Origin of the sequence: Kitasatospora sp. NPDC056138, assembly GCF_042264695.1 — a bacterium.
GTDB lineage: Bacteria > Actinomycetota > Actinomycetes > Streptomycetales > Streptomycetaceae > Kitasatospora.
On record NZ_JBHJVK010000067.1, the window covers coordinates 25,708 to 46,621 of the forward strand.

13 protein-coding genes and 1 tRNA gene are annotated in these 20,914 nt (G+C 71.3%); 11 read left to right on the forward strand and 3 right to left on the reverse strand.

The genetic code is table 11. The features are described 5' to 3' along the window. The first annotated feature begins 239 nt into the window (after positions 1-239). The 7 genes from ACFC1R_RS30825 to ACFC1R_RS30855 all read left to right on the forward strand — a co-directional run bounded on the left by ACFC1R_RS30825 (position 240) and on the right by ACFC1R_RS30855 (position 10,146). Positions 240-3,893, forward strand: a complete 3,654-nt coding sequence (locus ACFC1R_RS30825) for a patatin-like protein (protein WP_375944196.1) — start codon at positions 240-242, stop codon at positions 3,891-3,893. A gap of 345 nt (positions 3,894-4,238) precedes the next feature. Further along, the gene (locus ACFC1R_RS30830; RefSeq protein ID WP_375944198.1) at positions 4,239-5,411 is read left to right on the forward strand and encodes a branched-chain amino acid ABC transporter substrate-binding protein; all 1,173 of its coding nucleotides are present in this window, start codon (positions 4,239-4,241) and stop codon (positions 5,409-5,411) included. Between the two features lie 19 nt (positions 5,412-5,430). Then, the gene (locus tag ACFC1R_RS30835) at positions 5,431-6,351 is read left to right on the forward strand and encodes a branched-chain amino acid ABC transporter permease (RefSeq protein WP_375944200.1); all 921 of its coding nucleotides are present in this window, start codon (positions 5,431-5,433) and stop codon (positions 6,349-6,351) included. A 292-nt stretch (positions 6,352-6,643) separates the two neighbouring features. Beyond that, positions 6,644-8,125 (forward strand): branched-chain amino acid ABC transporter permease, encoded by a 1,482-nt coding sequence (locus ACFC1R_RS30840; protein WP_375944202.1) that lies wholly within the window; start codon positions 6,644-6,646, stop codon positions 8,123-8,125. After that, positions 8,122-8,958 carry an ABC transporter ATP-binding protein gene (locus ACFC1R_RS30845; RefSeq protein ID WP_375944204.1) on the forward strand — a complete coding sequence of 279 codons (837 nt, stop codon included), beginning with the start codon at positions 8,122-8,124 and terminating at the stop codon, positions 8,956-8,958. Before ACFC1R_RS30840 ends, ACFC1R_RS30845 begins: the two co-directional genes overlap by 4 nt. A 167-nt stretch (positions 8,959-9,125) precedes the next feature. Then, positions 9,126-9,869 (forward strand): ABC transporter ATP-binding protein, encoded by a 744-nt coding sequence (locus ACFC1R_RS30850; protein WP_375944220.1) that lies wholly within the window; start codon positions 9,126-9,128, stop codon positions 9,867-9,869. Positions 9,870-10,059: 190 nt separating this feature from the next. After that, a tRNA-Leu gene (locus ACFC1R_RS30855) sits at positions 10,060-10,146 on the forward strand. Positions 10,147-10,259: 113 nt separating this feature from the next. On the opposite strand, the gene ACFC1R_RS30860 is transcribed toward ACFC1R_RS30855, so the two are convergent. Further along, entirely contained in the window at positions 10,260-10,964 is a 705-nt protein-coding gene (locus tag ACFC1R_RS30860) for a hypothetical protein (protein ID WP_375944206.1), read from the reverse strand. A gap of 959 nt (positions 10,965-11,923) precedes the next feature. On the opposite strand from ACFC1R_RS30860, the gene ACFC1R_RS30865 reads away from it, so the two are divergent. The 3 genes from ACFC1R_RS30865 to ACFC1R_RS30875 all read left to right on the forward strand — a co-directional run bounded on the left by ACFC1R_RS30865 (position 11,924) and on the right by ACFC1R_RS30875 (position 17,795). Then, positions 11,924-13,393 carry a glycoside hydrolase gene (locus ACFC1R_RS30865; RefSeq protein ID WP_375944208.1) on the forward strand — a complete coding sequence of 490 codons (1,470 nt, stop codon included), beginning with the start codon at positions 11,924-11,926 and terminating at the stop codon, positions 13,391-13,393. Positions 13,394-14,137: 744 nt separating this feature from the next. Then, entirely contained in the window at positions 14,138-16,225 is a 2,088-nt protein-coding gene (locus tag ACFC1R_RS30870; protein ID WP_375944210.1) for an alpha-galactosidase, read from the forward strand. A gap of 586 nt (positions 16,226-16,811) precedes the next feature. Then, positions 16,812-17,795 carry a serine hydrolase gene (locus ACFC1R_RS30875; protein ID WP_375944212.1) on the forward strand — a complete coding sequence of 328 codons (984 nt, stop codon included), beginning with the start codon at positions 16,812-16,814 and terminating at the stop codon, positions 17,793-17,795. Between the two features lie 310 nt (positions 17,796-18,105). Here ACFC1R_RS30875 and ACFC1R_RS30880 read toward each other — a convergent pair whose 3' ends face one another. Continuing rightward, complete coding sequence (locus ACFC1R_RS30880) at positions 18,106-18,696, reverse strand: hypothetical protein (protein ID WP_375944214.1); 591 nt, start codon at positions 18,694-18,696, stop codon at positions 18,106-18,108. Between the two features lie 211 nt (positions 18,697-18,907). Next, positions 18,908-19,468: a histidine phosphatase family protein gene (locus tag ACFC1R_RS30885; protein ID WP_375944216.1), complete on the reverse strand. Its 561-nt coding sequence runs from the start codon at positions 19,466-19,468 to the stop codon at positions 18,908-18,910. A gap of 180 nt (positions 19,469-19,648) precedes the next feature. On the opposite strand from ACFC1R_RS30885, the gene ACFC1R_RS30890 reads away from it, so the two are divergent. Beyond that, the gene (locus tag ACFC1R_RS30890) at positions 19,649-20,650 is read left to right on the forward strand and encodes a LamG domain-containing protein (protein WP_375944218.1); all 1,002 of its coding nucleotides are present in this window, start codon (positions 19,649-19,651) and stop codon (positions 20,648-20,650) included. Positions 20,651-20,914: the final 264 nt, after the last annotated feature.

Sequence of the window (20,914 nt, forward strand, 5' to 3'; positions counted from 1 at the left end):
GGAGAGAGCGGGACGCCTCCGCCGGAAAACCGACGGACCGGCGCCCTGTCAACGTCATCATCGGCAGGCCCGGGATGCCACCGGAAAGAGCCGAAAGCGTGAATCGGTGAGCGGTTCGGATTCCTGTTACTTCGTCGACGATCTCTATTTGACGTTTTGCGCTCGCCGTCGGTCCCGGATCACACTTCTTGCGGCAGATCCGATGCGCGAGGCGCACGTAGCCGGGTGGAGACCTTGTGATGAACGCAGCGGACGGGCATGCGGATCCGGTGGGCGGCGCGGGGTCCGACACCGACTTCGACCGTCAGGAGATCCGCCTCGCCGTCGTGCTGAACGGCGGTGTGAGCCTGGCCGTGTGGATGAGCGGCGTCACGCTGGAGCTGCACCGGCTGGCGACGGTGCGCCGCCGGAGCGGGGTGGTCTACCGCCCCCTGCTCGATCTGCTGCAGGCCGAGGCGCGGGTGGACGTCATCGCCGGCACCTCGGCGGGCGGGATCAACGGCGCGTTCCTCGCCCTCGGCCTGGCGCGACCCCGGGATCTCGCCGGCCTGCGGGACCTGTGGTGCCGGGACGGCAGCCTGGAGAAGCTGCTGCGCAGCCCGCTCCGGAAGAACCCGCCCTCGCTCCTGATGGGGGACGAGTACTTCCTGCCGAAGCTCCGCTCCGCGCTCAGGATGGTGCTCGCTTCCCCGCCACTCGCGGACGGCGGCCGAGCGGCCCCGGATGCGGCGGCGCACCCGGTCGAACTCATCCTCACCGGCACCCTCTGGGAGGGCCGGACGACGACGTTCACCGACGACATGGGGACCGGGATCACCGAGGTGGACCACGACGCGACCTTCAGGTTCGCCACGCCCGTCGACGGCACGGACGTCCTCGGGGACCTGGCCGCCGACGAGGTCGTGGAGAAGCTGGCGGTCGCCGCACGGTGCACCTCCTCGTTCCCGGGCGCCTTCGAGCCGCACTGGGTCGCGGTGACGGACTCCTCCGCCGCCGGCGAGGGACCGTGGCCGTCCACCGCGGGGGGCGCCAACTTCCGCCAGTCGCAGTACGTCCTCGACGGCGGGGTGCTGCTCAACAAGCCCATCCGCCCGGCGCTGGAGGCGGTGTACCGCCAGCCCGGAGGCGTCCAGGTGCGGCGGGTGCTCGCCTACGTCGTACCCGACCCGGCCGAGACGACGGCCCTGCCGGCCGAGGTGCCGACCGCCGAGGACCTCCCGCACGCCCGGGACGCCGTGCTCGGTGTGCTCACCCGGTTGCGGACGACCGCCTCGGTGTCGCGCGAGCTCGCCGAGATCCGCACCCGCAACGAGGCGGTGCGACTCCGGCGGCGGGCCAGGGACCGGCTCGCGGCCGCGATGACGGGTGGCACCGAGGACCTCTCCGAGCGGGCGTGGAACGGGTACGTCGAGGTCCGCGTCGACTACGCCGCCCGGACCATCGGAGGACTCGTCGCCGCGGGCCAGCCGGTGGGGGAGCACCGCTGGAGCCAGAGCGAGCTGGTCGAGGTGCTGCGGGGGCTGATCCGGCAGAAGCGGGGCCGGGACGGGTCGTTCGTCCCCGCCGACCCGCTGGCCGCCGCCCTGACCCGGACGGACGGGGACTGGGACTGGGGGATGACGACCGTCGAGCGGTTGGCGGACATGGCCGTCGACGTCCTGCGGCGGGCACTCCAGCTGTCACCGATGGGATCCCCGGAGCGTCGGGAGATCGTCGAGGCCCGCCGCGGTCTCGGCGTCACGCTGGAGGACATCCACCGGGACCGGCGCCTGATGGACCTGTACTGGGCGGGCGCGCCCGGGCGGTTGTACCCGAGGGTTCCGGACGGTGCGGTGGACGAGTGCTCCGGGATGCCGATGCGCGAGTCCGACCGGTTCGGCAGGGTGACGAACCGGGACGGGCTCCAGGCGTGGCTCGGCCGGGTCGTCGACGGCTGGGTGGACAGCGCGCGCTCCGAGTACGGGGGAGCCGATCCCCGGCAGCGGCAGTACGAGCTGGTCCGGGCCGTGGCCGAGCAGGTGCGGACCTGCCGTCGGGCCATCGGCGCCGTGGTCAGGACCTCCCAACCGGTCGATACCGGAAGGGAGGAGAGCCAGTGGCTCGAAGCGCTCCACGACTACCTGTTCGGGCCGGCGGACGACGGGGCGGCGGACGATGGGCGGCCGGCGGGGGCGGGGGACGACGGATCGGTGGCGGGGGACGGGGCGGCGGACGATGGGCGGCCGGCGCGGGGGACGGACCACGGACCGGTGGCGGGGCAGGCTGTGGCCGGGGAGGTGCAGGTGCTGCAGCGCATGCTCCGGCTCGACGTCGTGCAGCTCGCCTTCTCCGGCGCGAGCCAGGACGTCGAGCAGGAGGTGGAGCTGGTCCAGTTCTCGTCGATGATGCCGCAACTGCTGACCGGGAAGCAGCTGCACCACTTCGGCGCGTTCTACCGTCCGTCGTGGCGGGTCAACGACTGGCTGCACGGGCGGATGGACGGTTCGGCGCACATCGTCCGGATGCTGCTCTCGCCCGACCGGCTCCGGCAGTGCGGAACGATTCCGGCGGACGGCGGGCCGAGCTCGGCCGCCCGGGCCGCCGACCGGAGCGCGGACCCCGCCCCCGAGCGGCGAGCGGACCTGACCGCCGAGCGGATTGCGGAGCTCCGACGGAGGCGGGTGGACGAACTGCTCGGCCTCGTCCGGGACTGCGCGCTCGCCACCGGGCCGAAGGGCGACCGCGACCGCGGCTGGCTGGCGGAGCATTGGGAGGCCGAGGACGAGGCGGAGTGCAGACGCTTCATCGAGAGCATCGTCACCGTCGTCCCCCCGGACTCATCGGGGCCGGCCGCGCCGGGGCCGAGCGTGCCGGGGCCGGCCGGAGCCGGTCGGGAGGACGGTCCGTCAGGACCGGACGGCGAGGTGAACGGGACGGCTGGCGACGGGAACGGGCCGGCCGGCCTGCGGGCGTGCATCCGGGCGGTCTGCCGAGCGGTCCAGACCGGCATCCTGCGGGAGGACCTCGACGCGCTGGCGGATTCGATCCGCGGCGAGGGCAGCAGCGACCACACCCGCGAGGGCAGGATCTGGCTGGAGCTCTACGACGCCAAGCGGAGCGCCGCCGGGGGCACGCTCAGGACGGAGGACCTCTGGCAGTTGTGGTGGGAGGCCGAGCGGATCGGCGGTGAGCGGATTCCGGACGACGCGGGCAGTGACACCTTCGCCCGTACGGTCGCGCACGCGGCGGCGACCGCCGCGAACACCGTGACCTCGCAGAAGCCGATTCGCGCTCGCATGGGCCACTCCGGCCTGCCACGGTTCAGGCCGGTCGGCATGATTCTCGCCGCCTTCCGGGGCTACACCCTGACGGTGTGGGGGATGGTCGCGTTCCTCACCCGCCGGAGCCGGTTCGGCACCCGTGCGGTGGAACTCGCCCTCGCCGCCAGCGGGGTACTCCTCGCCTGTGCGCTCCTGGTGCCCGGACTGCCGATGGCGTTCACACTGGCCGGGGTCGTCCTGTTGCTCGCCGGGTCCTCCGCAGCAGCCCTGTGGACGCCGGGAGCCCGTACTGTGGGACGGCGCCTGGTGGCCCTCGTCGTGCCGGTCGCCGCCGGGCTGGGCTACGTGGTCTGGGAGTGGGTGCACCGCTCGCCCAAGGACGCGGAGAGCGTGCTGATCAGGATCGGCGTCGGTCTGCTCGTCGTGCTGGCGGGGTGGTGGGTGGCCCGGTCCCAGCGGGAGCCCCGGGCAGACTCCGCAGCAGGGCCGCCGACCGGAGCCGGACAGCCGCGGCCTGCGGTGACGGTCGCCGGTGCCGCCGGGACGGAGGACGGGAGTTCGGCCGGCGGCGGTTCGGCCGACGGGGGCTCGGCCGACGGGGGCTCGGAGGAGGACCGGGAGGCCGCTGCCTAGCCTGCGGGAACCGTCGGGTGTCCGGGCGCCGATGTGACATAGCGCCAACTCGGTTCTGCCGTCAGCTCTTCGACTCTGGCTAGAGTCACGGCCGCTGCAGAAGGCTGCAGTCGGCGTGGAGACCGCTGCCGACCGGTCCGCCGGCGCACTCGGCACGCGTCCGGCTCGCCGGAGTCGGCTCACCGGAACCCACCGCGTGACCGTGGGATCGCGCGGGGCGGGACCGACCGGCATGGGCCCGGGCGGCGTGGGCCGGCCCGACCGTGGGACCGGTCGGTGCGGGAGTGCGCGAGGTCGGACCGCTCCACCGTGGAACCGCCAGAACCGTTCAACCAGGGGGAAGTTGTGCTGCACAGAAGACTGCTGCGGACCGCTGCGCCGCTGATCGTCGGCGCGCTGGCGCTGAGCGCCTGTTCGAAGAGCGACGACGACGCGGGCTCGGACGGCGGCAAGAAGGTCTACCGGATCGCCTACCAGGGGCCGCTGACCGGGGAGAGCTCGGCGCTCGGTGTCCACATGGAGAACGGCGTCAAACTCGCGATCAAGCAAGCCAACGCGCGTGGGGACCTGCCGTTCACGCTCTCGTACGTGGCCGGTGACGACGCCGGCAGCGCGGACCAGTCACCGGCCGCCGCACAGAAGATCATCGACGACGACAAGGTGATCGCGACCATCGGCCCGGCCTTCTCCGCCCCGACCAAGGCGGCCGGCCAACTCTACTCGCAGGCCGGTCTGGTGGCGCTGACCCCTTCGGCCAGCAGCCCCGCACTGACCACCCTGGGCTTCACCTCCTTCCTGCGCGGCATCCCCAACGACAACGCCCAGGGCGGCGGGATGGCCGCCTACCTCGCGCAGAAGGTCAAGGCGCGGAAGGTCTTCCTGGTCGACGACAAGACCGAGTACGGCGTCGGTCTGGCGGGTGTCGCCGAGGCGGACCTGAAGAAGGCCGGGGTGCAGGTGGTGCACGAGAGCGTCCCGCAGAAGACCCCGGACTACACCGCGGTGGCCACCGCCGTCAGGAACTCCGGTGCCGACGGCCTGATCTACGCCGGTTTCTACGCCGACGCCGCGCCGTTCGCCAAGAAGCTCAAGGAGGCGGGCTTCGACAAGCCGAAGATCGCCAGCGACGGCACCAACGACCGGAAGTTCATCGACCTGGCCGGCGACGCGTCCGAGGGCTGGCTGCTGACCTGCCCGTGCGTGGACGCCACCGTGGAGCCGGGGATCAAGAAGTTCACCGAGGACTACCGGGCCGAGTTCAAGGTGGACCCGGGCACCTACTCGGCGGAGGCCTTCGACGTCACCAACCTGGTGATCGAGCAGCTGCGGACGCTGGGCACCGACGCCACCCGGGAAGCCCTGCTCGACAAGGTCAGGCACGCCGACTACAAGGGCCTGACCAAGCGCTTCCGCTTCGACGACAAGGGCGAGTTCCCGGACCGGACCGCCTTCCTCTACCGGGTCGAGAGCGGCAGGATCGCCTATCAGGGCAACATCCTGACGCTGGCCGCGAGCTGAGCCGGGGGAGAGTGACTCGATGTCCCCGCACGAGTTCTGGGACTACCTGGTCCCCGGGGTCGCCCTGGGCGCCCTGTACGCCGTGATCGCGATCGGCTACACCCTGGTATACGGCGTGCTGCAGCTGATCAACTTCGCCCACAGCGAGGTGTTCATGCTCGGCGGTTTCGGCAGCCTGATCGTCCTGACCTCGCTCACCCCCGCGCACCCCTCCGCGCCGGTGTCCGTCCTGCTGGTGCTGGTCGGGCTCGTGGTGTCCGCACTCTGCGGCGGGGCCACCGCGTACGGCCTGGAGAAGGTCGCGTACCGGCCGCTGCGGCGCCGCGGCGCTCCGAAGCTGGTCTTCCTGATCAGCGCGATCGGCGCCTCCTTCTTCCTCTACAACCTGGCGGGCAAGCTCTTCGGGCGCGACCCGCTGCCGATGCCGCACCTGTACGACAACAACGTCGTCCTCACGGTCTTCGGCGCACGGGTGACGGTCACCCAACTCCTGCTGCTGGTCTGCGCACTGCTCATGATGGCCGGGCTCGACCTGCTGGTGAACCGGACCAGGCTGGGCGCGGGCATCCGGGCGCTGGCCCAGGACCCCGAGACGGCGAGCCTGATGGGCGTGGACACCGACCGGGTGATCTCGCGGACCTTCGTGATCGGCGGCCTGCTGGGCGGCGTCGCCGGATTCCTGTTCGGCCTCAACACCCAGGTCTCCTTCACCATGGGCTTCAACCCCGGCATCACCGCCTTCGCCGCCGCCGTCCTCGGCGGAGTCGGCAACATCCGCGGCGCGATGCTCGGCGGGCTGCTGCTCGGCCTGGTGGAGAGCTTCAACGTGCCGCTGTTCGGCGAGGAGTGGCGCTACGTCGCCGCGTTCGTCGTCCTGGTCGGGGTGCTGATGTTCCGTCCGACCGGCATCCTCGGCGTGAAGATCGGGAGGGCGGCGTGAGCAGGGGGTGCGGCATCGGGACGCCCGTGCTCGTCCCCGTCCCCGTCGGGACGGCCGGACGGCGCCCCCGGGCCGCAGACCGGGCGGAAGCCGCCAGGAGGCGCACGTTCCACGGCGCGGCTGACGGGAGGCGCACGTTCCACGGCGCGGCTGACGGGAGGCGCACGTTCCACGGCGTGGCTGACGGGAGGCGCACGTTCGCCGGCGCGGCCGACGAGCGGGGCATGGTCCACGGAAGGGTCGACGAGCGGCGGGGACACCCCCTGCCGGAGGCCGGCGGAGAGGAGGGCGCATGAGCGCCGTGATCGAGGAACGGACCGAGCAGCGGACCGAGCGTCCTGCGAGGGCCGCGTCCGCCGTGGCGGTGGCCGGGCTGCGCCGCGAACGCTGGTACCGGCAGCCCCGCCTGCGGCGCCTCGGCGCACTGCTGGCGGCGGGCCTCCTGCTCGCGGTGATGACCGGCGAGCAGGGCAACGGAAAGGACCTGCTGTACTCGCTGCGCGGCACCCTCGCCTCCGGCCGGCTCTGGGTCTGTCTCGGCCTCGGTGCGGCGGCCTGGGTACTCGCCGAGACCGGTGGACCCCTGCGGGCCGGCGCCGTACGGCTGCTGGCCCCCGTGACCGCGCCGGTCGTCCGCGGCGGAGGGCTCGCCGCCCGGCGGCGCGGCGTGCGGGTCACCGCCGTCCTGGTGGGGCTGGCCCTCGCGGTGTTCGTGCCGCTGGTGCTCACCCGGGCCACCAACCAGGTGCTGGTGGACTGGGTCGGCGTCTACGTCCTGCTGGCGCTCGGCCTCAACGTGGTGATCGGCTGGGCCGGGCTGCTGGACCTCGGCTTCGTCGCCTTCTTCGCCATCGGCGGGTACAGCGCGGCCTTCTGGACCGGTCACCTGCCGGTGAAGCCGCCCTTCGAGCTCAACCCCTTCCTGGTGATCCCGGTGGCGATGGCCACCTGCCTGATCGCCGGAGTCCTGCTCGGCGGGCCGACGCTGCGGCTGCGCGGCGACTACCTGGCCATCGTCACCCTCGGCTTCCACGAGATCATCTACCTGGTCGCCAAGAACTCCGACGGACTCACGGGCGGCTCGCTCGGCGTGTTCGGCATCCCGCACTTCTCGGTCGACCTCGGCCCGGTGCGGTACCGCTGGAAGCTGGACCCGCTGGACTACTGGTGGCTGCTGCTCGGCCTGATCGTGCTCGCCGTACTCGTGCTGCGCCGCCTCGAACACTCCAAGGTCGGCCGTACCTGGGCGGCGATCCGCGAGGACGAGGTGGCCGCCGCCGCTCACGGCGTGGACACCGTGAAGTACAAGCTGATGGCCTTCGCCATCGGTGCCTCCACCTCCGGCGCCGCCGGTGTCGTCTACGCGAGCAAGGTCGGCTTCATCAACCCGGAGAACTTCCCGCTGCTGTACTCCGTGCTGGTGCTCGCCTACGTCATCTTCGGCGGGATGGGCTCGATTCCCGGGGTGCTGCTCGGCGCCGGGTTGCTCGCCTGGCTGCCGCACGCGCTCAAGGACGTGGTGGACCAGAAGGACCGCTTCATGTACATGGGCGCGCTGCTGGTGGTCATGATGATCTACCGCCCGCAGGGGTTGCTGCCGGCCCGGCACCGCAGCCGCAGTGGCGCCCCGGCGCGGTCGTCGGAGCGGACACCGGCGCGGACAGGGGCACGGTCGTCGGAGCAGGCAGGGGCGCGGTCGTCGACGCAGACAGGGGCACGGTTGTCGGAGCAGGCAGGGGCGCGGTCGTCGGCGCAGACAGGGGACGCACAGTGACCACCACGGCAACCGGTACGGACGAGGTGGTGCTGGAGGCCAGCCGGGTCACCCTGCGGTTCGGCGGGCTCACCTCGCTCTCCGAGGTGAGCCTGCGGATGCGGCGCGGCGAGGTCCTGGCCGTGATCGGGCCCAACGGCGCGGGCAAGACCTCGCTGTTCAACTCGCTCACCGGCTTCTACCACCCGCAGGAGGGCCGGGTCACACTGCGCGACGAGTCGGGCGCGACCCACGAACTGATCGGCCGCAAGCCGCACTCGGTGAACCGGCTGGGTGTCGCGCGGACCTTCCAGAACATCCGCCTCTTCGGCGCGCTCACCGCCCTGGAGAACGTCAAGGTCGCGGCCGAGACCCGCGAACGCAGCGGGCCGCTCGGCATCGCCCTCGGCCTGCCGCACACCCGCCGGGCCGACCGGGTCAGTGGTGAACGGGCCGATCAGCTCCTGGAGTTCGTCGGCCTGGCGGCCCGCCGGTACGAGCACGCCGGATCGCTCTCCTACGGCGACCAGCGGCGCCTGGAGATCGCCCGTGCCCTCGCCACCGGCCCCCGCGTCCTGCTGCTGGACGAACCCGCTGCGGGCACCAACCCGACCGAGAAGCTCGAACTCACCACGCTGATCCGCCGGATCAACCGCGAACTCGGTGTCGGCATGCTGCTCATCGAGCACGACATGCGCCTGGTGATGTCGGTCGCGGACCGGGTCGCGGTGCTCAACTTCGGCCGGGTGATCGCCGAGGGCACCCCGGCCGAGGTCCAGCGCGATCCGGCGGTGGTCGAGGCGTACCTGGGCGCGGAGACCGCCCAACCGGACCTGGAGGAGGTCGAGCGGTGACCAGTGCGACAACCGGTGTGACGGCAGCGGAGGCGAGGGCCGGAGCGATGACGGAAGCGGGGGCCGGTGCGCCGGGCGCTGTGACGGCAGAGGCGGGGGCCGGTGTGACGGCCGGGGCGTCGGCCGAGCGGGGCACCGGTACGGGCACGCGTGTCGGGCGGACGGCGGTGGCGCAGACCGGCGCCCCCGCCCCCGCCCCTGCTCTGCTGGAACTGGCCCGGCTGCGCGTCGACCACGGTGCGATCACCGCGCTGAAGGGCATCGATCTGACGGTACGTCAGGGAGAGGTGGTCGCACTGCTCGGCGCCAACGGCGCCGGCAAGACCACGACCCTGCGCACGATCTCCGGACTGCTGCGCCCGGCCGCCGGCGAGGTGCGCTTCGCCGGAGAGCGGATCGACGGCGTACCGGCGCACCACGTGGTCGGCCTCGGTATCGGTCACTCGCCCGAGGGTCGCCGGGTCTTCGCCGGGATGTCGGTGCTGGAGAACCTGCAGATGGGCGCCTACCGCTTCGGACGGGCGGCCCCCGAGGACCTGGACCGCGTCTTCGGCCTCTTCCCCCGGCTGGCCGAGCGCCGCCGCCAGACCGCCGGGACGCTCTCCGGCGGTGAGCAGCAGATGCTGGCGATCGGCCGCGCCCTGATGGGCCGTCCGGAACTCCTGCTGCTGGACGAGCCCTCGATGGGCCTGGCGCCCATCATCGTCGCCCAGCTCTTCGACATCATCGGGGAGATCAACGCCCAGGGCACCACCGTCCTGCTGGTCGAGCAGAACGCCGCCCAGGCCCTCAGGCTGGCCGACCGCGGTTACGTCCTGGAGACCGGTGAGATCCGGATGTCCGGCCCGGCGGCCGAACTCCTTCACGACCCCCGCGTCCGCGAGGCCTATCTGGGCGAGAGCGCGGTCTGACTCCCGGTAGCCCCGTCCGCCGCCGGGTGCGCGCCCGAAGGCCCGGTCGCGCCCCGGCGGCGGACGGAGGGAGGCGCTCCCCCGCTCGGTGAACGTGGTGGAGCCCCGGTTGAGGTCGGCGGGGGCGGCGGACCGTGGGGGTGGTGCGGAGTGGGTCCGAAGATCGGCTAGTATCTAAGACATCACCGATGCGCGGGTGGCGGAATAGGCAGACGCGCTGGATTCAGGTTCCAGTGCCCGCAAGGGCGTGGGGGTTCAACTCCCCCCTCGCGCACCAGGGTCAACCGACCCAATGCGGCCGGTCAGCTCGACAGGATGTCGGGTTGACCGGCCGTTTTGCTGTCCGGGTATGTTTCCGGCCCCTCACGAGATCGTGAGGGGCCGGTGGCGTCACAGGTGGGCGCTGATCTCGCCGCCGGCGGTGAGCACGATGTAGACGCCGTTGGCCACGCCTCCGGCGTCGTGCTGGTTCGACTCCAGCGTGCCGTCCACGGAGTTGTCGTTGCCGATGATCTGCGCGCGGTACCGGAGGTCGCCGATCTTCGTGACCTTGGCCGTCCAGCCGCCCGCGAGCTTGAACGTGCCCGGTCCCTGGTTCCCGCCGCCCATCCAGGAGTGGACCTGGCCGTCCAGCGAGAGCACGACGAACATGTCGTTGGCGTCCAGCCCGGCGTCGGAGTCGTTCGTCTCCAGCGTGGCGAGGACGTCACCGTTGTGGACGATCTTGGCGACGTAGTGCTGCGCCCCGACCTCCTGGACCTCGGCCGTGCTGCCGTCCACCAGGGACTGGGTGCGGACCGGGGACTTCGGCTTGGCCGTGGCGGCCGGTGCGGTGGCCCGAGGCGAGGTGGGCGAAGTGGGCGGGGCCGCCGGTGCGGTGGTGCTGTGCGCGCCGGTCGTGGTGGCCGGAGCGGCGGTGCCCTGCGCGTCAGGTGCGGTGGGCGTGGTGGCGGCCGGTGCGGTGGCCGCGGTGGTGCCGTGCGCGTCGGACGTGGAGCTGCAAGCTGTCGCGGTGGGGACGATCAGGGCGGCTGCCAGGACGGTGCCGGCCAGCGTGCGGACGGTGGTCGCGCGGCGAGTCGTCAAGGGGGACATGCAGGTTCTCCTGAACGCAGTACGTGTGAGGGCGCGCGCATTGCCCGTTCCCTCTCGTGCGGGAACCGCGAGGCTGTGCGGCGGTGTGCATGATCGAACCTAGTGCGAACAGTCGACGGAATGGAGCATTCCGTGTCACCGGACCGCAACGCTCCGGGTCGCACCGTGCCGATCACAGCCGGAGCACCGCCGGTTGCCGGGGTTGAGTGGCTGTCAGCCGAATGAGCCGGGCGGCGACCCCGGCTCGACCGGATCCTCTCCCTGTCGGGGAGGCGACGGAACGTCAGGACAGGCCGGGGCCGGTCGGCAGGTCGGCGCCGCAGGGAGGCGGCGTAGCGGAAGCGCGCCGGGTGCGAGGCGCGTCGGGCCGCACCGCGTGTACGGACGGACAACCGCAGGTGAACGGGCTGATTGATCATCAGCATCACTCGGGCTAGAGTTCGATCGGCGGCGGATCTCCATCCGCGTCATTCGGCCGACAGAGATCGAGGGGGGTTTGCTGCCGACCCGTCAGGGCTTTCGTGTGGCCGCCCAAGTCGGCGGCGTTCGAAGGCTGTTGTCGCCGGTCTCGGAGTGTGCGGGACCCGAGGGCGTCCTGACGAGAGCGCCCTCAGTCGTGGCGGCTGGGCACTGCATCACGATGGGTCGACCGGCGCGGTGAAGGCAGCGGGCACCGCGATCGGCTGCGGCACCGCGAGCGGGGCCAGGGCCAGTGCCGGGCAGGGGCCGCTGGTCGCCGACTGACAGGCGAACGGTGCGCGATGTGCCGGTACGCCCGCAGAGGAGTGCCACAGCGCGCCGCCGGGTCACCGAATCGCCGCCGCCATGGCGGCTCCCGTCGGACGGCCGGAGAATCCGGCGTTCCGGGGCGGGGGCCAACCGAGCAGTTTTTTCCGTCAACCAAGACCGTTTCGTCATTCCGCCATGTGCTGCGCGCATGACGGCAAGGGGGAATTCTCATGGAGCGCCGTACTGTTCTACGGGGGCTGCTCGCGGTGCCGATCGGGGCCGCGGTGGCGGCTGCTGCGGCGGGCCCGGCCTGGGCCGACTACACCACCACCGTCAATCCCGGTAACAAGTGGGGGACCTGGGAGGGGTGGGGCACGTCCCTGGCGTGGTGGGCGAAGGCATTCGGTGACCAGGACGTACTGGCCGACCTGTTCTTCACCCGCAACTCCGTGTCGTACCAGGGGCAGCAGCTGCCGGGTCTGGGCATGAACATCGTCCGGTACAACGCCGGTGCCTCGCTCGCCAACAGCATCGGCACCAGGGCGATGAAGCCCGCTGCGGACATCAGCGGCTACACGCAGATCGAGGGGTACCAACTCGACTGGTACAGCGCTGATCCGTCCTCCTCGAGCTGGAACTGGTACGCGGACACCAACCAGCGCAACATGATGTGGAAGGCCCGGGACAGGGGCGCCAACATATTCGAGCTGTTCTCCAACTCGCCGGTCTGGTGGATGCTCAACAACGACGACCCGAACGGTGCGCCGGACGGCGGCAACAACCTGCAGGACCAGAACTACGGCCGGCACGCCGCCTACATGGCCACCATAGCCCGGTACGCGCACGACCACTGGGGCATCGACTTCAGCTCGGTCGAGCCGATGAACGAGCCCAGTGGTCAGTGGGGCGGGTCCTGGGGACGTCACCAGGAAGGCTGTCACTTCGACCGGGACAAGCAGGCGCAGCTGATCAACGCGCTGCGCGGTGAGCTCAATGCGCGCGACCTCGGGTGGATGCCGGTGGCCGGCTCGGACGAGAACACCTACTCCGCCGCCCTGGACACCTGGAACTCCTTCGACGGCACCACTCGGGGGAACGTGGGCCGGATCAACGTGCACGGCTACGAGGGCGGCGGCGGGCGGCGCGACCTGCTGTACAGCGCTGCCGCAGCCGCCGGCAAGAAGATCTGGAACTCCGAGTACGGCGACGGGGACGCCAGCGGCATGAGTGCGGCCGGCAACCTCAACCTCGACTTCCGCTGGCTGCACCCGACGGCATGGGTCTACTGGCAGGTGGTGGACCCGACCGCCGGCTGGGCACTGGTCCAGAACAACAACGGCACACTCGGGGCGGTCAATCCCAAGTACTTCGTCCTGGCGCAGTTCATGCGGCACATCCGTCCGGGCATGCAGATCATCGACAGCGGCGACGCCAACTCCGTTGCCGCGTACGACGCGACCAACCACAAGCTGGTGATCGTCGCCACCAACTACGGCACCGGACAGTGGATCAACTTCGACCTGTCCAGGTTCGGCGGCCCGTCCCGGGACGGCGCCCAGGTCGACCGCTGGTGCACCAACACGGGCGGCGGCGACCAGTACCAGTACCACCAGGACACCTCCATGCACGGCACCCGGTTCTGGTCGTGGTTCAACCCGAACACCGTGCAGACCTTCGAGGTTCCGGACGTGTACATCTGAGAGCCGTCCCGCACCGCCGTGCGGGACGGCCGGTGCGCGTCCTGTCGATCCGGTGCGGGCCGAGGACCGCACCGGGCCGGTCGGGTTTCGCCCGGGGCCGTGGCGGTCGGCGACGGGTCCGGTGGACGGCAGCCGGACCGGTGCACCGGGAAACGAGCTCCGGAGCGCCGGGAACAGCGCTCACCGGAGGCGGTTGCAGCCGCAGGTCAGACGGTTCCTGTCGGTTGACCACGTAGAAGTACCGACGAACGGTGCTTCCCGCAGTGACGGAAGTCGCTGGGGGAGGCACCGTTTCGCTTTTCGCGCCGGCGGGACGGGTGTGTCCCGCCGGTGCGGGGGAGCTGCGGCCGCTCGTGGGCGGTCCGGTGCGCGATGGGCGTTCCCTTCGGTGATTGATTGTGTTGACTCTTGTGCGCTATTGGTGGGTGCAATATCGTATTGCACTGCTGGCGAGATCCTGCGGTGCGCCCCACCATCCCCGTGCCGTGCCTCGTCGGCGGCGCGTCCGTACAGCGCGTCTGCCGTGTCCACCACCCTCCGTGCGCCACTCGGTCGTCCAGCAGGTCCGACTGCGTCCGGCCGCCTTGCAGTTCTCGACAGCTCTTGCGAGCGGACGCGACCAGGTTCTGCTGCGCCTCGGTCGCGCCGTGCTCGTGGACACCCAGGCGAGCCTCACCCCCACCCAGCCCCTGGCTCGGCGCGAGCCGTGAACCGCCCGGCCAGGCCCCCATGTTGGAGCCCCGCATGCGAACTCCCGTCCACCGCCGCCTCGCCGGCGCCTTGGTCACCATGGCGCTGGCCGCCTCCGGCCTCGGCGCCCTGACCCTCGGCGGCGCCACCCCGGCCGCCGCCCTGGCCAACGGCAACGCCCTCACCCCGCCGATGGGCTGGAACTCCTGGAACAGCCTGGGCACCCAGGTCGACGAGAACCAGGTCAAGCAGACCATCGACTTCATGTCCGCCAACGGCCTGGTGCAGGCCGGCTACAACACCGTCACCATCGACGACGGCTGGTCGATGCGCCACCGAGACGGCCAGACCACGGACTTCGCCAAGACCGCCGACAACGCGATGCAGTTGTACGACGCGCACGGCAACCCGGTCTCCGGCACCGACGGCACCGGCAACGACACCACCAGCGGACACCTGGTGCCGGACCCGGACAACTTCCCCTCGCAGAACGTCAACGGCCAGAGCGTGAACGGCATCCGGTACCTGGCCTGGTACGCGCACAGCAAGGGCATGAAGTTCGGCCTCTACGCCACCGACACCTACACCACCTGCCAGGGCCACCCCGGCAGCCTGGGCCACGAGACCACCGACGCCGACGACTTCGTCTCCTGGGGAGTCGACTTCGTCAAGTACGACGACTGCCCCTACGGCCCCACCATCACCGGCCCGGACGGCTACGCCTACTACCCGCAGGGCGAGGGCAAGGAACTCACCCAGTCCATCTATGCCCGCACCCGGACCTTCCAGCGTGCGCTGGACGCCGCCACCGCCGCCCAGGGCAGGCCGAAGGTCACCCTCAGCCTCTCCGCCCAGCCCGCCCACACCGGAATCCCCCACCTGCTCGACCCCGGCGACCCGGCCCGCACCGACCCGCTGATCGTCGCCGCCGGCACCCCGGCGCACCAGGCCCCCGGCTACTCGCCCACCGGCGTCTGGTGCGGTCAGGTCGCCAACATGTGCCGCATCGGCGGCGACCGCGACAGCGAACTCGACGGCGTGCTCTACAACGGCCAGCTGCAGACCGCCCTGAAGTACCCGGGCAACGTCCACCCCGGCAGCTGGAACGACCTGGACATGATGTTCACCGGCTGGCAGGACGTGTACGGCGTCTGGGGCGTCACCGACACCGACAGGGGCCACAAGCCGTTCACCGACGACGAGTCCCGCACCGAGATGTCCATCCTCTCGATGATGGCCGCTCCGCTGGTCTCCGGCGCCGACCTGCGCAACTCCGCCGACGCCCAGCACACCGCCGGCGGCTACACCTGGTCCACCGGCATCAACTCCTCCGCCCTGGCGGTCATGAAGAACCCCGACGTGATCGCCATCGACCAGGACTCACTGGCCAAGCCCGCCACCCTGGTCGGCAACCCGCCCGCCACCGCCACCGCCCCGGTCGTCCTCAAGCGCACGCTCGCCAACGGCGACATCGCCGTCGCCCTGGTCAACCAGGACCCGAACAACTGGGCCATGCCCAGCGTCACCCTGAGCCAGCTCGGCCTGACCGGCTCCAGCTACTCCTACAAGGACGTCTGGAGCGGCGCCACCAGCACCACCACCGGCTCCCTCGGCGGCAACTGGATCCCCGCCCACGGCACCGCGCTCTACCGGATCAGCGTCGGCAGCGGCGGCAACTCCGGCGGCACCCGGGCGAGCGTCGTCGGCGACGGCAGGTACCACGCGATCAGCGCGGGCGGCACCGGCGGCCAGGCCCTCGAAGTCCAGGGCGGCTGCTCCGCCAGCGTCGGCGGCAACTCCGCCATCGACGCCTACCAGAGCGGCAACGCCGCACAGCAGTGGCTCTTCACGCCCAACGCCGACGGGACCGTGCAGATCAGCGACAACTGCTACACCGCCGCGCAGAACCACACCGTCCTCGCCGGCGGCAGCGGGGTCGGCACCGCGTACCTGCTCAACCCCAGCGCGGGCAACCCCTGGCAGGAGTGGAAGGTGACCCAGAACAGCGCCGGCGCCCTCACCATCACCAACGTGGGCAACGGCCTGACCCTGGACGTCTCCGGCACCACCGCCGCCGCCAACGGCATGACCAACCCGGCCGACTCCACCGCCAAGGGGCAGAGCTGGACCGTCCTGTCCTGACCCGCCATCACAGGAGCCGAAGCGCCTGCGGTACGCCGCGGCGCTTCGGCGTCCCAGTGACGGTGGACGGGGCTGCCGTGACGGGAGGTCCACCGAAAGCGGTGGACGGGGATCGCGAGGGACGGGAACGGTGCCGAGTGCGGCGGGACGACACCGAGCGGGACGGGAACGAAACGGCATCCGGTCGTGGCGAAGCCGACGTGACGCAGTGCGGGAGGCAGGCCGCCGCAGTGTTCATCGACGCAGCGGTCGACGGCTGAGCCCTTCGCACCCTCCGTGGCGGGCCGACTGACGGGCTGCCAGGCCGGTGCGGCCCGTACCTCGGGCGGGTCCTCCGCTGGAAGACCCCGACGCGGCCCGTTCCGCTGCCGCCAGGCCCCCGCCCCCGGTGGCCTTGTGGATTTCACAGCCCCGGTGGCGAACCTCAGGGACCGAATACGCGTGTTACCAACCGCGTGATCTCTGAACACACCACGCACGGCACGGGAAAGCGGCCCCCGACGGTCCGCGGCATGCCCTGGCGCCGCGCGCCGCTCGACCGCGTTCCCCGGCAGGTCCATCCAATCTCTCAAAGGATCCCTTACCCATGGCAGTTCGCCAACAGATCCACATACGTCGGCCGTTCACCCGGCCGTTCGCCCGACTGGCTGTCGGCGCAGCGGCAGCGCTGCTGGTGTCCGCCGTACCCGTCGGCGCGCAGGCGGCACCCAAGCCCGCGCCGGGCACTCCGGGTTACTGCACCTCCGCACGCAACCCCCAGCTGGCCGACCAGCTCTCCAAGGACATCGCGAGTGCCCTGTCGGGCCGTCAGGACACCGTGGCCTTCGCGATATCCGACGCCAAGACCGGCGTCTCCTGCGCCTACCAGTCCACCACGCACTTCGACTCGGCGAGCGTCGTCAAGGCGACCATCATGGGCGCCGTACTGCGCCGGGCCGAGGACGAGAAGCGGTACCTGACCACCTGGGAGGACGACAACCTCCAGCAGATGATCACGGCGTCCGACAACACCGCGGCCACCAACCTGTGGAACAGCCTCGGCATGCCGCGCCTCCAGGCATTCCTGAAGCTCGCCGGGATGAACGACACCCAGCTGGGTACCGGCGGTTACTGGGGCCTCACCCAGATCACCGCCGCCGACGAGCTCAAGATGCTGGACGTCTACACCAGCAACCCGAGTGTGATCACGCCGGCGGCGAAGGCGTACGGGCTGGGGCTGATGAGCCAGGTGGAGGCCGACCAGCGTTGGGGGACCCCGTTCGGTGCGCCGGCGGCGATCTCCGTGCACGTGAAGAACGGCTGGCTGCCGCGGGCGACCCACGGCTGGCGGGTGCACAGCCTGGGCATCTTCACCGGCGCGGGCAAGGACTACCGGATGGCGGTCCTGACCCAGGACAACGCCACCGAGTCGTACGGGATCGACACCATCCAGGGGATCGCGTCGGCGGTGCACCACGACCTCAACAGCGCCGTCGGCAACGGAACGTCCAAGCTCGCTCCGCACGCCCGTGGCGCCGAGACGCCCGAGGTCTCCGACGGATCGGCGCCGTTCGGGTCCGTCGCGCACTGACGCACCCGACGCGGAAGCGGTGACGAGTCGCTGAGTCGACACGGCGTCATCCCGCTGAACCGGGCCTGTGGTGGACCCGGCTGAACTGTCCGGATCCACCACAGGCCCGCGCTGCCGCCGTCGTGCCGGTGGCCGCCCACTCGGAGGTGGCCCACGGGGACTGCGCGGGCAACGGCGACTCGGCCGGCCCTGTTGCGCTGCGCGCCGTTTGCCTGCCGCCGGTTGCCGGTTGCCGGATCGCAGGGGCAACAGGCTTTCCGGCGGCGGGTTTCGAGTCCGGGCTCGGCAGTCGCGGGCCGGAAGGATCCCGTCAGCCGGGCTCGTTGACGCGGACCTCCTGCAGAAGACCCCAGGTGAAGTCCGCCGTGCAGGAACGCGGCAGCCCGGACGGATCGGGAGCGGTGAAGTCGAGCTGCCACCGGGTGGGTGCGCTGCCCTCGCGCGGTACGGCAGACGGGAATGCCATGGCGACGTCCGAGACGACACAACTCCACGGTGTCAGGTCGGCGAGCGTACGCAGGGCGGGCGGCGGGGCGCCGGCGGCGCGCACCAGCCACTCGTTCCAGATGGGGCTGCCGTTCTCCTCGGGGCCGAGCAGTACCTCGAACGACAGCTCGGGCCAGAGCGGGAGCGCCCACTGCTGCGCCGTGCACGTGAGGTCGCCGATCCGGCGGGGGAACGTCGCCTGCGGTGGGCCGAGCACCGCGGTGTAGCGGTGGGCCCCGCGCGGGAACCGGGACGAGCGGACCATCGCCTGCCAGCGCTTGTTCGCCTCGCGCAGCTCGGCCCGGGAGGAGCCGAGCCGGTGCACCGCCTGCTCGACCAGCTCGGGCCGGAAGTCGGCCATCCGTCGTAGCAGAACGAGCTGGAACTCGGTGGTCGCAAAGCCGTGGAGTGCCATCCGGCCAGGTTACTGGGCGTCACGCATCGGATGAGCCGATCCCTGTCCGGTTCGCTCGCCGTCTCAGCTGGTTGGTCCGCAGGCGTGCGGCCGGCGCTGCCCGTGACGAAGAGTCGGCCCTGTTCACAAGTTCACAGAGGGCATCCAAGGGCAACGCACGCGGACCCCGAGCGTCGGGGGCCTCGTCCTGCCGACGCACGCGCCTACGGGTTCACCGGGCCGGGGCGGGCCAGTCGGCAGGCAGTGTGAAGTGCCAGCCCGGGCGCCAGGCGGGCGGTGCTTCGAGCAGGTCCTCCAACTGCGTTCCGGTGAGCAGGTGTTCCAGCGCCCATCGGTTGGCCGAGTGGGCGATGACCAGGATTCTGCTGCCGTCCCGTTCGGTGGCGAGGTCGTGGAGGAAGGCGTTGGTGGCCGCGACGACCTGGCGGTAGCTCTGACCGCCGGGGAAGGGTTCATCGATGCGTCGGGCTCGCTGAGCGGCGACGACGGAGAGCGGGCTTCCGTTGAGGTCGCCGTAGTTGCACTCGCGCAGCCGGATGTCCTGGAGGAGCGGGGGCAGGCCGTCAGGGAACGCGATCCGGGCTGTCTGGACGGCGCGGTGCAGGTCGGAGGTGAACACGGCCGCGAAGCCGTCGCCCGACCGGCGCTCGCCCAGCTCGTGCGCCTGTCGGTGGCCCAGTTCCGACAGCCGGCCCGGGAGCCAGCCGGTGGCGATGCCGGCCTCGTTGTCGGTGGTGGTGGCGTGCGTCTCGTAGACGATCTCTACTGCCATCAGGACTCCTTGAGGTCTGGGCCGGTAGGAAGGCGGCGCCGGTTGCCGAGGCCGAGCCGGAGCCCGTCCAGGGCCGGTCCACGGCTCGTCCACGGTGGCCGACACCGCGCCCCGTCTGCCTTCTGAGGCAGGCGGGGCCGACGGTTTCCGACGGCCGGCCATGGCCTAGCATGTCAACCCATGAGCATTGGCGGGGGCCTTCCCGGCGGTAACGGTGGCAGTGGCTGGGGCAGGCCGGAGCAGCTGCCCCCGGTGAGCGGGCAGCAGTGGCCGCAGAACGGGCCGGACTGGGAGGCGCTGGCCCGGCAGCACGAGACGGAGCAGAAGAAGCGCCGGATGCTCCAGATCGGCGGCGGTGCGGCGGCCGTGGTGGTGGTGGCCGGCATCGTGACCGCCGCCATCGCCCTGTCGAACCCCGCGCACCCGAAGCGGGTGGACGCCGGCGCCCCGGTCACGCCGTCCGCCTCTGGCGCCGGCTCGCCCGCCGCCTCCGCCTCGGCGAGCGGCTCTGCGTCGCCGTCCCCGGCGCAGCTGGTGGACAAGTACGGCAGCAACGCGATCGTGCTGAGCAAGACGGTGAAGCCGGGCCAGGCGGACGGCCACAACGGCCCGGTCGTGCCGATGACCGGCAAGGACGCCGACCACGGCGAGAGCAACGGACCCGTCGTCGACACCAGCAGGAGCTTCACCGTCTCCGCGTTGGTCGACAACAACGCCCCGAAGGGCGGCAAGTGCGTCCTCAGCCAGGGCAGCGGCGACTACTACACCTTCTATCTGGGCCGCGACGACTGGGGCACCCACAACCAGTGGGTCTTCAAGGTGCAGACCCTGCCGGGCGGTGAGGACAAGAACACTCGCCAGGCGTTCTCCAAACAGCCGTCCTGGACCGGGAAGTGGGTGCTGCTGACCGGCGTGTACGACGCCTCGGCGAAGGCCATCACGCTGTACGTCGACGGCGAGCCGCAGAGCACCGTCAAGATCGACGGAATCTGGAGCTCCGCGAGCCGGATGCAGCTCGGCCGGGCGAAGTACCACGGGGCGTGGGTCGACAACTGGGACGGCGCGATCTCCGACGTCCTGGTGTGGGACCGGGCGCTGTCGGCCTCGGACGTCGCCCAGCTGCAGAAGGGCGGCGGTACGAGCGCGGGTGCGGCGCCGACGGCCGGCTGGCTGCTGCCCTGAGGCGCGCGGTCCGGTCACCGTAGCCACCCGGGGGTGGCGGCGAGGGGAGCAGCAGGTCTCCGCCTGCCCCTGCTGCCCTCCGGGCCCGTTCAGAACGGTGGCGCTTCGGGCTCAGACCTCGGCCGGTTCCGGCTCGGTGGGCTGGGCCTTGACCGAGTCGAGCAGCAGTTGGGCGACGTCGACCACCTTCAGGTGTTCCTTGGCGGCGCCCTCGTTCTTCTTGCCGTTGACCGAGTCGGAGAGCATCACCAGGCAGAACGGGCA

Bases quoted from the DNA above. Each gene is read 5' to 3' on its own strand.
- ACFC1R_RS30870 (WP_375944210.1), top strand. From the start codon at position 14,138: ATGCGAACTCCCGTCCACCGCCGCCTCGCCGGCGCCTTGGTCACCATG.
- ACFC1R_RS30825 (WP_375944196.1), top strand. From the start codon at position 240: ATGAACGCAGCGGACGGGCATGCGGATCCGGTGGGCGGCGCGGGGTCC.
- ACFC1R_RS30885 (WP_375944216.1), bottom strand. From the start codon at position 19,468: ATGGCAGTAGAGATCGTCTACGAGACGCACGCCACCACCACCGACAAC.
- ACFC1R_RS30865 (WP_375944208.1), top strand. From the start codon at position 11,924: ATGGAGCGCCGTACTGTTCTACGGGGGCTGCTCGCGGTGCCGATCGGG.
- ACFC1R_RS30835 (WP_375944200.1), top strand. From the start codon at position 5,431: ATGTCCCCGCACGAGTTCTGGGACTACCTGGTCCCCGGGGTCGCCCTG.
- ACFC1R_RS30880 (WP_375944214.1), bottom strand. From the start codon at position 18,696: ATGGCACTCCACGGCTTTGCGACCACCGAGTTCCAGCTCGTTCTGCTA.
- ACFC1R_RS30860 (WP_375944206.1), bottom strand. From the start codon at position 10,964: ATGTCCCCCTTGACGACTCGCCGCGCGACCACCGTCCGCACGCTGGCC.
- ACFC1R_RS30875 (WP_375944212.1), top strand. From the start codon at position 16,812: ATGGCAGTTCGCCAACAGATCCACATACGTCGGCCGTTCACCCGGCCG.
- ACFC1R_RS30890 (WP_375944218.1), top strand. From the start codon at position 19,649: ATGAGCATTGGCGGGGGCCTTCCCGGCGGTAACGGTGGCAGTGGCTGG.
- ACFC1R_RS30840 (WP_375944202.1), top strand. From the start codon at position 6,644: ATGAGCGCCGTGATCGAGGAACGGACCGAGCAGCGGACCGAGCGTCCT.